This window comes from Litorilinea aerophila, assembly GCF_006569185.2.
In the GTDB taxonomy this organism is placed as follows: domain Bacteria; phylum Chloroflexota; class Anaerolineae; order Caldilineales; family Caldilineaceae; genus Litorilinea; species Litorilinea aerophila.
Map to the genome: position 1 here is coordinate 27,463 of NZ_VIGC02000025.1, position 13,217 is coordinate 40,679.

Sequence of the window (13,217 nt, forward strand, 5' to 3'; positions counted from 1 at the left end):
GACAGCGGGCGGGCACGGGGGGCCGTCCCTACCGGGCGTGGTGATGGACATCTACCTGGGGCTGTTCGCCCCTTCCCGGGGGCTGAATCGGCAGGCTGATGGAGACCGTGGTGCCCACATCCACCGTGCTGTCGATGTGGATCTGGCCGTGGTGGAGGTCCAGGATCTCTTTCACAATGGAGAGCCCCAGCCCGGTGCCGGGTATGTTCTCCACCGACCGATGGGTGCCCCGGTAGAAGCGATCAAAGATGTGAGGGAGATCCTCCGGCGCGATGCCCAGGCCCGTGTCCTGGATGCGACAGTGCACCAGGCCATGCTCCCGGTCGGCGGCGGTGGTGATGGTCACGCCGCCTGCGGCCGTGTAGTTGAGCGCGTTGACGACCAGGTTGGTCATCATCTGGGAAAGCTGGTTGTAGTCCCCCAGGATCAGGGGCAGGTCTGGCTCCGGGTGGAAGGTCAGCTCCAGGCCGGCCGCTTCTGCCTTGGGGCGGTACATCTCCACCACCTGGCGAATGACGCCGTTGAGGTCGGTGGGCTCCATCTCCCGGGGCTTGTGTTGGGCCATCTCCAGCCGGGAGAGGCTGAGGATGTCATCCACCAGCTGGCTCAGGCGGTCGATGCTCACGCTGAGCATGGCCTCATAGTGGGCTCGCTTTTCGGGCTTGCCCCTGTTCAACAGGGACATGTAGAGTTTCAGGCTGCTGATGGGCGTGCGCAGCTCGTGGGAGACGTCGGAGACGAACTTGGATTTCAGGGCGTCCAGCTCCTGGAGCCGCTCCACCGCCTCGGCCAGCTCCCGGGTGCGCTCCGCCACCCGCTCCTCCAGCGCCGCGGCGTGCCGTTGAATTTCCTCGTACAGTTCCGCCCGATAGAGGGCGTTGGCGGCGATATCGCCGATGGCGACCAGTTGCCGTATCTCCTCGGGCGAAAAGGGGCGCTCCCGGCCGATCCAGAGCGCGCCCATGGCTTTGCCCTGGGCGATGAGGGGAACGCCGGCCAGGGCCTGCACATCTTCCCACATCTGCACCGCCCACGGGCGTGTCTCCGGGGTCAGGTGGTTCAGCACCAGGGGCTGGCCGCTCTCCAGGATTTGCCCGCTGAGGGAATGGTGCATGGGAATGGCCAGGCCGACGGTATCTTTGTGGGTGCCTTCCACATACTCCACCACAAAGGCATTCTGGGCCGGATCTTCCCGGAGGAGGGCTGCATTGGATGCCTCCAGCAGGAGCTGCAACTGCTGCAGGATGATGGGAGCCATCTCGGCCCGGGTGACGGCCTCGCGCAGGGCGGCGGCCACCGCGGCAATGGCCTGTTGTTCCCGTTCGGCCCGCCGGCGAGCCGTCACATCCCGCTGGATCAGCGCGTGATTGATGACCCGCTCCTGGGCGTCGCGGATGGGGAAGATGGAGAGCTCCACCTCGTAGATGGTGCCATCCCGGTGTCGGGCCTGGGCCAGCCCCATCCACTCCACAGCCTGCTGGACCGCAGCCGCCAGGTGACTCCGGCAGCTTGCCTGGGGATAGGGCGCCTCCAGATCCTGGATCGTCTGGCCCTGCACTTCCTCCAGGGTATAGCCGGTCATGCGGGTGAAGGCCCGGTTCACATAGATCAGGTGCCCGGCCTGGTTGAGGATGGCCGCGCCGTCGGCCATCTGTTCCACCACCGCAGCCAGCCCCGCCAGCTTTTCCTCCACCTGCACCCGCTCGGTCAGGTCCCGCACCACGCCCAGCACAGAGACAGGACGGCCCTGGGGATCCAGCTCCGGGGTCAGCCGTGCCTCGAAGTGGCGCGGGCCGTCCGGCGTGGGGTACTCGAAGGTCAGGCGCACCTCCTGGCCTGCCAGCGCCTGGCGGATATGTTCTTCCCACACCGCGACGTGCTCCGGATCCAGGCCCACTTCCGTGCTGGTCCGGCCGATGAAGGCTTCCGGCGGCATACCGGTCACCTGTTCGATGGCCGGGTTGGCATATCGGTAGCGGCATTCCCGGTCGAACCGGATGATGACGTCCGGCGTGTGCTCTACCAGCGCGCGCAGCTCCTGTTCCCGCTGGTGGAGCCGCGCCTCCATCTCTTTCTGGACAGTCACATCCCGGGTGATGGTACCCAACATGGATGCGCCATCGGCGCGGACAGGGAAGGTGATGGACTGGACCACCCGCCGGGTGCCGTCGGGCCGTCGAATGGTCCGTTCTTCAGCCTGGCCCGGGATTTCCTGCCCGGCCCGCAGGGCAGCCAACGCCGTCCGATAGGGATCGCCCTCGCCAGTCGGTTGGCCGTCGGGGGAAAGGAGGGCCTGGATTTCCCAGATGGGACGCCCCACCACGGCTGGCCGGCTCAGGCCGGTGATGGCTTCCTGCCCGCGATTCCACTCCACGATGGCGCCGGTCTCGTCCACCAGCATGATGCCGTCGATGGAGGAGGAGACCAGTTGGCGAAACTTTACTTCGCTGGCCTGGAGCGCCAGCTGTGCCTGGAGGAGGCGAGCCGCCACCTGGATGCGGGCCAGCAGCTCCCGCTGGTTGACCGGCTTGACCAGGTAATCGTCGGCACCTGCCTCCAGCCCGCTGATCCGGTCGTCATCGCTGGTTCTCAGCGCGGAGATCATGATGACATACGGGGAGGCAAAGGCCGCATCCGCCTTCAGCTGGCGACAGATCTCATCCCCTTCCAGGTCGGGAAGAACCCGATCCAGCAGCACGATGGGGGGACGATGGCGGCGGGCCAGCGCCAGGGCCTCCTGGCCGTTGGTGGCTTCCAGCACGGCATAGCCGGCCCGGCGCAGGATGGTACTGTAGAGGCGCAGGAGAGTCAACGTGTCTTCGACGATGAGAACGGTCAATGGGACACTCATCCTTGCTAGTACAGTTCGATGAAAGGTCGCATGGTCAAGGTCGGGTTTGAGCTACGGAGGTGCCATTTGGGCCAGGCGCCGGGCGATGCTTTCCACCAGGCTATTGGGATCGACGGGTTTCTGCACGATTTGGAAACGGCGCGCTCCGGACTTTGGGCCTGCGCCCGCCTGGCTCACCAGGAGGACAGGCACCGAAAAGTCCGGCTGGGCCACTCGTTGCAGCAGGCCCTCCTGGCCCATGGGCGTGGTCGAAAGGTCCGCCACCAGCAGGGCTACCTGGCCGGCCCATTCCTGGAGCAGGGCCAGGGCCTCGTAGCCGGTGGCCGCCGCCAGGATCCGATAATCCTGCGGGTCGATGGCCTCTGCCAGCGCCGTCCGGGTGGGCAGATCGCCAGCCAGGACCAACACTGCCGGCCGCGCGACGTCTGCCGGACCAGGGGTCTCCCCCTCGTCGGGGGGGGCCTCCGGGGCGGGGAAGTAGATGGTGAAGGTGGTGCCCTGGCCGGGCGTGCTCTGGCAGACGATCTGCCCCTCGTGTTGTCGCACAATGCCGTAGACCTGGGAAAGCCCCAGGCCAGAACCCCGCCCGGGCGGCTTGGTGGTGAAAAACGGCTCGAAGATCCGTTCCCGGACATGGGCCGGCATGCCCACACCGGTGTCCCGTACCACCAGACGGACCCAGCGTCCCGGGGGGAGGAGGGGGTCCGGCGGCGGTGTCTCCTCTGTCACCATCAGGGTTGAGAGTCCCAGGTACAGAGTGCCCCCGTGGGGCATGGCCTCCCTGGCGTTGAGGGCCAGGTTAGCCAGCATCTGGCCCAGGCGCTCGTCGTCTCCCAGGACGGTCAGGGGGCCTGGCGGCAGCTCCACCGCCAGGCGGATGGAGTCGGGCAGTTGGGCCCGCAGGCGGGCGGCCTGGTTGGCCAGGAGGGCCGCCAGGTCCACGGGTACCCGTTCGGGGGGCGTCCGCAGGCTGAAATCCAGGACCTGTTGGATCAGGCGGGCGCCCCGGTTGGCGTGGTTGCTGATGGTCTCCAGTTGGGCTCGGAGTTTGGCAGGGAGTCCGGGCGTCCGCAGGGCCCACTGGGCGTGGAGGAGGATGACCGACAGAATATTGTTAAAGTCGTGGGCCATGCCGCCGGCCAGGGTACCCAGGGTCTCCAACCGCTGGGCCTGGCGCAGGGCATCCTCCAGCTGCTTTCGGTCGGTAATGTCCCGGAAGATGGCCACCAGGATACCCTGGCCGGAGGTCGACGTTGGAGAGCGGACCGAATGGCTGCTCACCTGGGGCGGTTCGCTGCCGGGCAGGCTGAAGATGTGGAATTCATACCAGCCGGCCCGCACCGCGTCCTGGTAGAAAAGCTCTATGTGTTCTTCCCGGCCCGGATGCTGCCACACCTCCTGGAAGAGGGCTAACAGGCCGGTGGATGGCGCCTGGGGCAGGATCTCGGTGAGCATCTTGTGGCTGGCCTGGGCGCGGCGCAGGGAGAGGGCCTGTTCCGCGGCCTGGTTCAGATCCAGGAGCAAAAAGTTGGCCCCCTGGTCGACGCCCTGGCAGATGAGGACGCCGTTGGGCATGTGGTCGAAGAGGCTGCGGAAACGGGCTTCGCTCTGTTGGAGCTCCAACGCCAGTTGTTGGCGCTCTTCCAGGGCCTGCCATTCCCGCAGGACACGCTGCACCAGCCGGGGCATCTCCAGCAGGGTCTCCGGGCTCTTCACCACGTAGTCTCGGGCGCCAGCCTTCAAAGCGGCGACGGCGCTGGTCTCGTCCCCCTGGCCGGTCATGATCAGGACGGGACAGGGGGGCAGCCCGGCCTGGGGCGTCAACAGCTCTGTGGCCAGGCCGTCGGGCAGATGGAGATCGGCCACCACCAGGTCCGGCCTGTCCTTCTGGCAGAGGGTTTTGGCCGCGGTCAGGGTATCCACCACAGAGAGACGCGCCCAGGGGTATTCTTTCTGGAAGCCGCGACGGATCAGCTCCTGGTGGGCACGTTCATCCTCGACGATGACGACATGTCTGGGTGGCTCTTCCGGATGTCCTGGCAGTTGTTGCACCGTCGTTGCATCGGTCATGATTATGGCCACGGAAAGTAGTTGACCGAGGACCAGTAGTGGCCCACGGCCTGCAACAGCTCCCGCAGTTGGGCAAATTCCACCGGCTTGACCAGGTAACTGTTGGCGTGGCGGTCGTAGGCCTGGGCCACATCCCGCTCTGCGCTGGAGGTGGTCAGGATGACCACCGGGATCCGGCGCAGTTCGGTGCTCTGTTTGATGTGCTGCAGCACCTCCAGCCCATCCAGGCGGGGCAGACGCAGGTCCAACAGGATGAGATGGGGCCGGGGGCTGTTCGGGTCCTGGCTGTACGGCCCACGCCTGAACAGGTAGTCTAGCGCAGCTTCGCCATTGGTCAAATGCTGCAGATTATAACCGTGGATCTGGGGCTCCAGGCCTCGCCGCAACAATTCAGCGTGGGCCGGATCGTCTTCCACCAGCAAAATCCGGAACGCCTGTTCAGGCTTCTGACGGGTCGGCATGGCCGTCTTCCTCCTTCCAGAGGGGCAACGTGAGTTTGAAGGTTGCCCCCATCCCCTGCCCGGCGGACTCAACCCAGATCTGGCCGCCGTGGACTTCCACAATCCGCTTGACCAGTGCCAGGCCGATGCCTGTCCCCTGGCTTTCCCGATCTAGCTGCTCAAACAATTCGAAAATCCGCTCATGATGGCGAGGATCGATGCCCATGCCGTTGTCCCGCACCCAGAAGAGCGCCTGCTCCCCCTGGATCTCACTGCCGATGTCAATGTGGGGGTGGGGCTGGGTGCCCATGTACTTCACCGCGTTGTCCACCAGGTTCAGGAAGACCTCCTGGAGGCGAGCCCGCTCTCCGGCCACGGTGGGCAGATCGGGCGCCACCTGGACGGTGACACCCCGATCGTCAAGCACCCCGGCCAGCATCTCCAGCACGTCCTGGACCAGTTGGGCCATGGAGACGGGCTGGGGCTGGATCTTTTTGCGGCCAGCCCGGGAAAGCCGCAGCAGCTCCTCCAGCAGCCGTTGCATCCGCTCTGCCGCCTCGCGGATGAAGTGGACGTCCGACGCGATCCCGTCCCGATCTTCGGCGGCCAGATCCCGCTCCAGGAGGCTGAGGAAGCCACGGATGGTGACCAGGGGGCTTTTGAGGTCGTGGGAGACGGTGTAGGTGAAGCGCTCCATTTCCGCGTTCCGGGCTTCCAGCTCCTGGATCAGTTCTTTCATCTGGGCTTCGGCCAGCCGCTCTTCGGTGACATCCAGGGCCATGGTGAGGATGAGCCACTGTCCGTCCATCTGCCGGCCCAGGGAGGCGACCCGAAAGTGCCAGATGCGCTGTTCCCCCTGGCTGGTTCGGATGGCCAGCTCCCGTTCCACCACCCGGTCCAAAGGCGGGGGAGATTGGTAGAGGGTGGCCGCGTCGGCCGCTCCTTCCTGGCCCAGGGCCAGCTCCAGCCAGCGGTCCAGGGTGGGGAGATCGGCCTGGGTGTAGCCGGTGATCTGGCACCAGATGCGGTTGACCTGGACCACCTGGCCGTCGCTGGCGTGGATCATGATGGGGATAGGGGCGTGGAGGACGGCGCGGCGGAATTTTTCTTCGCTGAGCTGGAGGGCCTGCTGCGCCTGGATCTGTTCGGTGATGTTCCGGGCGATGCCGTCCACGGCCTGGAGGTTGCCGTCGGCGTCCAGGATGGGCGCGTGGCGATGTTCTGTCCAGATGAGGTTGCCATCCCGGCCTTGCCAGCGCACCACCAGGCGGGGCGTGGCCAGGCTGCCCGGCTGGAGAAGGCGACGGCGGTCCTCGGGATGGAGGCGCTGCAGGAGAGAATCGGGATCGGCATAGACCGTTTCCGGGGAGATGCCGGCCAGCGCGGCGATGTTGGGGCTGATGTATTCGAAATGGTAGGTGGGTTGCAGGGCCAGGTGATAGATGATGTCGGGCGCGTTGTCCGCCAGACGGCGGAAGCGCTCCTCGCTGGCCTGGAGGGCCCGTTCTGCGTGGTGGCGCTCCAGGTACAGCAGCGCGCCAGTCACCAGGACGAAGAACCACCCCTTGTAGGTTTGCATGGCCGTGAGGGTAGCCGGATCCTGGGTAAGCCAGGAGAGCAGGCGATCGGAGACGCCGATCCAGATGCTGGCTACCAATATGTAGCCCACGGCCACCCGCAGCGGTCCGCTCATGGAAGGAGGGATGATAGGTTTCATGGCTGAATGACCGAAGACCGATTGGCTACCGGGCCAGACATCGGCTGCAGAGATGCACCCACGAGGCAGGTAAAAACGAGATGGACAAAGGCATCCGGCGTCACGTGTTGAACAGCCACCTCGCGTGGAGACAGTAGGCGTACAGCTCTGGCCAACCCCGGCCGAGGAAATGGACAGACTGGTGTCACTTCCTACCCAGTTTAGCACAGGGAGGCAAGCCCAGGCAAAGGGATTACCTGGGCCAGACGGGGCTACTCGTGGGGTTGGCCACCGGCAGGGGGCAGCAGCGCGCGCTCATCAAATGGGGGGTGGCCATTCCGGCAGGCTGTCCGAAATGCTCGAGGGGAGTGTCCAGTCACCTGTTTAAAGAGACGAGAAAAGTAATGGGCATCCCGGTAGCCCAGGAAGTGGCCAATCTCACTCACCTTCATGTCGGTGTTGGCCAACAGCTCGCAGGCACGTTGTATTTTCAGGCGGATAAAATAGTCGATGGGGGCCCGGCCGGTGGCTGCCCGGAAGACCCGGTGGAAGTGGGATGGAGACAGGCCGCTCCACAGCGCCAGGTCCTCCAGCCGCAAGGTCTCTGTGATGTTGGCCTGCATGAATTGGACGGCTTTCTGGACCGGGCGGCCCGAAGGCGCGGGTTCGGGCACGGTGGCCGCCACCAGGATCAGGGTGCTCAAAATCTGGCGCAGCAGTACACTCGCGTGGAGCAGATAGGGGAAGGATAGATCCACATTCAGAAGGGCATGAATCGCCTGGAACGCCTGGACCAGGGAAGATCGGCCATAGTTCGGCAGGTGGATGACGGGACGTTGGGGCGATAGGCCGGCCGCCTCGAGGAACGGGGGCACCTGGGATCCGTCAAAGTGGGCCCAGTGGATGGTCCAGGGGTCGGCATCGTCGGATCCATAGCCGTGGGCCGTCCGGGCGAACACAACGGCCACATCCCCCACCTGGACGCCATGGGCCTGGTCCCCTGAACGGATCCATCCCCGCCCTTCCACACAGTAGAGGAGGATGTACTCGTCGATGGAATGGCGCTCGTAGTGGTGCCCCAGGCCGCGCACAATGTGGCCCACGCTGCCCACGAAGAGGGTGGTGAGCAGCGGGTGTTGCCGGCACTGTTGACGTATGCCGGCGGGGAGATGTCTGGCCTTACGGTTGAGCCGCCAGTCCGTAAATTCAACCCGCGACATGGCCCTACTGACCTGTCCTGGTGGAGATGGGAGGGAGATGTTCCCGGGATGCAACAGCTGAATGGCGAGCCGGGGTTGATAAAATCGTACACCTTTTTGGCGAGATAGTCCATTTTCCCCAAGGCCTCCCCATGCTACACTGAAGCTGTTTTCTCGCCAGCGCCAACTGAATCTATCCCGGGCGATCACGGCCTGTCAGCAAGCTTCACGGCTGCCTGTACCGTTGTCGCCCTTTGCCTGCCGTTTTCTGTTCTTCCAACTTGGGTCGTTTGCGGTTTACCTCTCCATCTTTCATCGTATCGCTCTTCAACCTTTCTCAACCCTGGAGTATCTGTCAGGAGGGCTCAGAGGAACCATGGCTACCGCTTCCACGCCAGAACGCATCTACGACTACGGCACAGCGGCGGAATATCCGCCCGACCTGTATCGCTACGACGGCATCGCCGAGGGGGTGGATGGATTCGACAGCATCCGCGACGAGCACATCGCCCAGTTTCATGAAGAAGGCTACCTGGTGATCCACAACGCCTTTTCTCCCCAGGAGGTACGCGCGGCGTTGGATGGGCTGCTCCACCTGCTTTCGGGCCAGGTGCCCGGTTTCAAAGGGGTGATGTACGAGCGGGTAGCCGCCGAAGTCCCTGTGGAGGAAATGCCGCCGGAGCAGAAGCAGGACTACGTCCGCAAGTTCATGTGGTTCGTCAACTATGAACCGCGGCTGGCCGACCTGGCCCACCATCCCAGGCTGCTGGCCGTGCTGGAGCAGATCATGGGAGAGCCGCCGGTCCTCTTCCAGGACATGGCCCTGCTCAAGCCGCCCCGCTTTGGCCGCGAGAAGCCCTGGCATCAAGATCACGCCTATTTCGAGCTGCCCCTGGAGGCCAAGGTGGTCGGCTGCTGGATTGCCCTGGATGAAGCCACCCCGGAGAACGGCTGCATGATCATCATCCCGGGGACGCACCGCCAGGGGCCGGTGGTTCACTTCAAACGCCGGGACTGGCAGATCTGCGACACCCACGTGAAAAACCAGGGCGCGCTGGCCGTGCCCTTGAGTCCAGGGGGGTGCCTGCTCTTCAGCAGCCTGATTCACCACGGAACGCCCACGAACACCTCGGAGAAGCGCCGCCGGGCCGTCCAGTTCCACTATCGGCCCCAGAGTGCACCCAGGACCAGCGTCGAAGAGCGGCTGGCCATCTTCGGCGAAGAAGGCAAAGACGTGACTTGCTGAGTTCAGGATGGGAGGACACAAGATGCCTGCATACGAACCGCGGAGAAGGCGTACGGTCAGTCGTCGGCAATTTCTGGGGATTTCAGCCTGGGTCACTGCGGGGCTGGCGATCTCGGCGTGTGGAACTGGGGGCACCGGGCCTGTGGAACCCTCGGCTCCATCCGATGCTGGAGCCGAGGCACCCGCTGCCCCTGCTGCCCCGGCCAGCCAGCAGCAGACATCCAGCAAGTATAAAGAGGCGCCTCAACTGGCCGAAAAGGTGAGTCGGGGGGAGCTGCCGCCGGTGGACGAGCGGCTGCCCGTCGAACCGGTGGTGATTGAGCCCGTGGAAAGCATCGGCATGTACGGCGGTACCTGGCGCTCTGGGCTCCTGGGCCTCAGCGATCGGCCTTGGGTTAGCCGCACCATGGCCTATGAGCCCATGCTCCGTTGGGCCCCGGATTTGACCCATGTGGTGCCGAACGTGGCCGCCAGTTGGGAGGTCTCCCCGGATGGCAAAGAGTTCACTTTCCATCTTCGTGAAGGGATGCGATGGTCCGATGGCGCTCCTTTGACAGCCGATGACTTTGTCTTTTGGTACGAGCACGTTTTGCTCAATGACGAGTTGACGCCCGTCAAATTTAGCTGGATGCGCCCGGGAGGTCCATTAGGCCGGGTGGAAAAGGTCGACGACACGACGGTCAAGTTCATCTTCGAACATCCCCACGGTCTCTTCATCACCCAGTTGGGCAACCAGACGCCCTTCGTGCCAGCCCACTACGCACGGCAATGGCATATCGCCTTCGACCGCGAGGCCGTCGAAAAGGCGGTGGAAGAGGAGCAATTGGACAGTTGGGTGGCGCTTTATCAGAACAAGCTGGATTTCCTGATCACGGCCGAATGCCCCACTCAGTTCCCCTGGCAGGTGACGATCCCAATTAGCTCGACGGGGTCAACCAACCAGTTGGTAGCCGAGCGTAACCCCTACTACTGGAAGGTCGATCCCCAGGGACAACAACTGCCCTATATCGACCGCATGGAGTACCCCATCGTAGAGAACGTGGACGTGCTGGTGCTCAAGGCCGTCTCGGGCGAGATCGACATGATGGATCGTCACATTGCCACACCCGGGAACAAGGCCCTGTTTGTCGACAATCAGGAAGCAGGGGGATACGGTTTCTTCACCGTCAAATACGCCTTTGAATCGCCCTGCGTAATTGCGCTGAACCTCAATCACAAGGATCCGGAGTTGAAGCGGATTTTCCAGGAAAAGAACTTCCGGGTCGCCCTATCCCACGCCATCAACCGCCAGGAAATCATTGACGTGATCTACGTGGGTTCCGGTGAACCTCGCCAGCCGGCCCCGCTTGACGAATCCCCCTACTACAATGAGCGGATGGCCAAGCAGTACACGGAGTACGACCCTGATCTGGCCAATCGCCTGCTGGATGAACTGGGCTTGCAGCGGGGGCCCGACGGCATGCGTCTGCGCTTTGATGGCCAGCCCCTCTTCATTAACGTGGAGGTGGCCGCTGCCTTTGAGCCGTGGGGCGAGATCATGGAGATGGTGACCAACTACTGGAAAGCGGTCGGTGTGGATTCAGATGTGAAGGTGATCGATCGTTCCCTGTTCTACGTCCGCAAGGCGGCCTACGACCACGATTGCGGCGTGTGGACCGGTGCCGATGGGATCGCCGTGGTCATGGATCCGCGTTGGTACATGCCTTTCAGCAACGAGTCCATCTTCGGCATCGCCTGGGCTGATTGGTGGCGGAGTGGCGGTACCCAGGGTGAGGAGCCCCCAGAGCCCGCGAAAAAGCAGCAGGCCATCTATGATCAGATTCAGGTGACTGTGGATCCAGATGAACGGGATGCCCTGGTGCGACAGATGCTGGAGATTGGCGCCGAGCAGTTTTGGGCCATCGGTATCACCAAGTATTACGAGGGCTATGGCATTGTGAAGAACAACTTCAAGAATGTGCCACCGGTTCTCTGGCAGTGGCACATTTCGTCCTCGCCGGCCCAGACCCATCCGGAGCAGTATTACATCGAGTCATAGGGTCATAGGATTGGCCGGCACGCGGGCTATTCCCGATAGTGGCACCCCATGCTGCGGCGATTTTGCCAGGCCGCGGTGGCCACTACCAGGGCAGCCCGCACCGCGTTGCGCAGGCCGATGAGCGCGTCGTTGATACGGCTGGTCCGGTAGAACTGCTCGATCTCGATGTCCAGCTGGCGCAGATCCCGCAGGGCCCGGGCCAGCCGGGGCGTGGTGCGCACCAGCCCCACGTAGTTCCACATGATGTGCTTGATCGCGCTCATGTCCTGGCTGATCAGCGCCGGATCGGCCGGCTCGGTGCCGTCATCCCGCCAGGGGGGGATGTCCGCCGGGTCGTGGAGGCGGGATCCGGGTAGCTCGCCCAGAATGTGGCGGGCTGCCCGCTCGCCCCACACCAGCCCCTCCAGCAGGGAGGTGCTGGCCAGCCGGTTGGCGCCGTGAACGCCGGTGCAGGCCACTTCGCCCACGGCATACAGGTGGCGACAGGTGGTCAACCCCCATTCATCCACCCAGATTCCTCCACAGAAGTAGTGGGCCGCGGGCACCACCGGCACCAGGTCCCGGGTGATGTCCACCCCGTACTCCAGACAGCGGGCGTGGATGGTCGGGAAATGGGCCAAAATCTCCTCCCGGGGGATGTAGGAGCGCAAATCTAAGAAGACATTGGGGACGTCGTTCTCCAGCATCTCCCGATGGATGCTGCGGGCCACCACATCCCGCGGGGCCAGATCCTTCCACGCCGGGTCGTACTTCTCCATGAACGGCCGACCCTGGCCATCCACCAGGCGCGCGCCGGCCCCCCGCACCGCTTCCGAGATGAGGAAGCGGGCTGCGTTCTGGCGATAGAAGGCCGTCGGATGGAACTGGACGAACTCCGCATTGATGATGCGCACGCCGGCCCGGTAGGCCATGGCCAGGCCATCGCCCCGCGCACCGGGTGGATTGGTGGTGCGCAGGAAGATCTGGCCCAGCCCACCGCTGGCCAGCACCGTCTTTTTGGCCAGGATGCGCAGGATGCGGCCCTGTTCCTGGTTCAGCACATAGGCGCCCACACAGGAGCGGGGCTCGTAGACGGCCAGGCGGTTGAGGCCATGGTGGGAAGGCGTCAGCAGGTCCACTGCCGTGTGGCCGGTGAGCAAGGTCACGTTGGGGTGGCGATCCACCGCGTGGAGCAGGGCCAGCTCAATGGCCTTGCCTGTGGCGTCGGTGGCGTGGATGATGCGGGGGAGGCTGTGACCGCCCTCCAGGGCCAGAGAGAGCGCTCCGTCCGCCTCCTGGTCAAATTGAACGCCGACCCGCTCCAGCAGGATGCGGCGCACCGCGCCGGCGCCCTCTTGGGCCAGGATCTGGACAGCCCGGGGATTGCAGTGGCCGGCCCCGGCCCGCAGGATGTCCTCAGCCAGCAGGTCGGGCGAGTCCTGGAAGCCCTGGTAGATGATGCCGCCCTGGGCGTAGTAGGTGTTGCTCTCCTCGGGCCGGCGGGCGCGGGTGATGACGGTCACCGGGACGCCGGCATCGGCCAGGGTCAGCGCGGCGGTGCAGCCGGCGATGCCACAGCCGATGATCAGGACGTCGGTCGTCAGGAAGTCGTTCATGGCTTTACCTGGGTTGCGATGGGCTGGCCCCCGGCACCCGCTGGCGATGCTCCGTTTTGGATGCACCGCAGGGGATGCCGGG

Annotated in this window: 8 protein-coding genes; 2 read left to right on the forward strand and 6 right to left on the reverse strand. The window is 64.4% G+C overall.

Features of this window, described 5'->3' with window-relative positions:
* Nucleotides 1-28 precede the first annotated feature (28 nt).
* The 5 genes from FKZ61_RS17380 to FKZ61_RS17400 all read right to left on the reverse strand — a co-directional run bounded on the left by FKZ61_RS17380 (nt 29) and on the right by FKZ61_RS17400 (nt 8,277).
* Entirely contained in the window at nt 29-2,839 is a 2,811-nt protein-coding gene (locus FKZ61_RS17380; protein ID WP_170199908.1) for a PAS domain S-box protein, read from the reverse strand.
* A gap of 63 nt (nt 2,840-2,902) precedes the next feature.
* Entirely contained in the window at nt 2,903-4,921 is a 2,019-nt protein-coding gene (locus FKZ61_RS17385; RefSeq protein WP_141611407.1) for an ATP-binding protein, read from the reverse strand.
* A gap of 2 nt (nt 4,922-4,923) precedes the next feature.
* Entirely contained in the window at nt 4,924-5,382 is a 459-nt protein-coding gene (locus FKZ61_RS17390; protein WP_141611408.1) for a response regulator, read from the reverse strand.
* A complete protein-coding gene (locus tag FKZ61_RS17395; protein WP_141611409.1) occupies nt 5,360-7,078 on the reverse strand; it encodes a sensor histidine kinase in 1,719 nt (572 codons plus the stop codon). The genes FKZ61_RS17390 and FKZ61_RS17395 overlap by 23 nt, the downstream gene beginning before the upstream one ends.
* Before the next feature lie 251 nt (nt 7,079-7,329).
* Entirely contained in the window at nt 7,330-8,277 is a 948-nt protein-coding gene (locus tag FKZ61_RS17400) for an AraC family transcriptional regulator (RefSeq protein ID WP_141611410.1), read from the reverse strand.
* 355 nt (nt 8,278-8,632) lie between these two features.
* On the opposite strand from FKZ61_RS17400, the gene FKZ61_RS17405 reads away from it, so the two are divergent.
* Together FKZ61_RS17405 and FKZ61_RS17410 are read left to right on the forward strand one after the other, a co-directional pair.
* Nucleotides 8,633-9,502, forward strand: a complete 870-nt coding sequence (locus tag FKZ61_RS17405; RefSeq protein ID WP_141611411.1) for a phytanoyl-CoA dioxygenase family protein — start codon at nt 8,633-8,635, stop codon at nt 9,500-9,502.
* 142 nt (nt 9,503-9,644) lie between these two features.
* On the forward strand, nt 9,645-11,540 hold the full coding sequence (locus FKZ61_RS17410) for an ABC transporter substrate-binding protein (RefSeq protein WP_170199910.1): 1,896 nt from the start codon (nt 9,645-9,647) through the stop codon (nt 11,538-11,540).
* 26 nt (nt 11,541-11,566) lie between these two features.
* Here FKZ61_RS17410 and nadB read toward each other — a convergent pair whose 3' ends face one another.
* Entirely contained in the window at nt 11,567-13,135 is a 1,569-nt protein-coding gene (nadB, locus tag FKZ61_RS17415; protein WP_141611413.1) for an L-aspartate oxidase, read from the reverse strand.
* Between the last annotated feature and the right edge of the window lie 82 nt (nt 13,136-13,217).